At 62.3% G+C, this 1,269-nt stretch carries 1 protein-coding gene; it reads left to right on the forward strand.

Annotation, left to right across the window (positions count from 1 at the left end; translation table 11 throughout):
• Nucleotides 1–64 precede the first annotated feature (64 nt).
• A protein-coding gene (locus tag IVB50_RS03240; RefSeq protein ID WP_094183250.1) for an IS3 family transposase occupies nucleotides 65–1,251 on the forward strand; the annotation gives its coding sequence in 2 pieces (ribosomal slippage) (nucleotides 65–317 and nucleotides 317–1,251; 1,188 coding nt in all).
• The last annotated feature ends 18 nt before the right edge of the window (nucleotides 1,252–1,269 follow it).

Genomic DNA, 1,269 nt, shown 5'->3' on the forward strand with positions numbered 1-1,269 from the left:
TTGACCTGCCCCTGCCGATTTCCTCCAGTTGAAGTTAGAGTCCGGCCTTCTGAAGGACGGACAAATGAAGCGAGCCAGGTTTACGGAAGAGCAGATTATAGGCGTGCTGCGCGAGCATGAGGCCGGTGCGAAGACGGCCGATTTGGCACGCAAGCACGGCGTCTCGGAAGCGACGCTTTACAACTGGAAGTCCAAATTCGGCGGTATGGACGTCTCGGATGCCAAGCGGCTACGGCAGCTTGAGGACGAGAACGCCAAGCTGAAGAAGCTATTGGCCGAGCAGATGCTGGATGCGGCGGCGCTGCGTGAGCTTCTTTCAAAAAAATGGTAGGGCCCGCCGCCAAGCGCGAAGCTGTCGCGCATCTGCAGGCCGAATTGGGACTGTCAGAACGGCGGGCCTGCATCATCGTCAGCGCCGACCGCAAGATGATCCGTTATCGGTCGAGCCGGCCGCCCGATGCCGAACTGCGGGTCCAACTGCGCGAACTGGCCAACGCCCGCCGGCGCTTCGGCTATCGGCGGTTATTCGTGCTGCTGCGTCAGCATGGCGAGCCGTCCGGGCTGAACCGTATCTACCGGCTTTATCGGGAGGAAGGCCTCAGCGTGCGTAAGCGCCGGGCTCGCCGCCGCGCGGTCGGCACCCGGGCGCCGATCCTGCTCGAGGCCCGGCCGAATGCCCGTTGGTCGCTGGATTTTGTCCATGACCAGTTTGCCAATGGGCGCCGGTTCCGGATCCTCAACATCGTCGATGACGTGACCCGGGAATGCCTGGCGGCGATCCCCGATACTTCGATCCCGGGACGGCGGGTGGCGCGCGAGCTGACGGCGTTGATTGGTCGCCGCGGCAAGCCTGGCATGATCGTCTCGGACAACGGCACCGAGTTCACCTGCAACGCCATTCTGACTTGGTCAGAGGACAACCAGATTGCCTGGCACTTTATCGCGCCAGGCAAACCGATGCAGAACGGCTTCTGTGAAAGCTTCAACGGCCGGATGCGAGACGAGCTTCTCAACGAAACCCTGTTCTTCGGCCTTGATCACGCCCGAACCAGGATTGCGGCGTGGGCCGATGACTACAATAGCCACCGCCCGCATTCGTCGCTGGGCTATCTAACACCCGCGGCCTATTCCGCCAACCTCACCGCAACGTGCGACCGGCTGCGCAACCCCGACCAGCTCCGCCGATCGCACGTTGTTCACCCCGCGCCAAACGGCGTAACATCCGCCGAGACTCTAATCGCCAATGGATGAAAGTTCAGCGGCAGGTCA

Origin of the sequence: Bradyrhizobium sp. 87 (genome assembly GCF_023073015.1) — a bacterium.
Lineage (GTDB): Bacteria > Pseudomonadota > Alphaproteobacteria > Rhizobiales > Xanthobacteraceae > Bradyrhizobium > Bradyrhizobium canariense_D.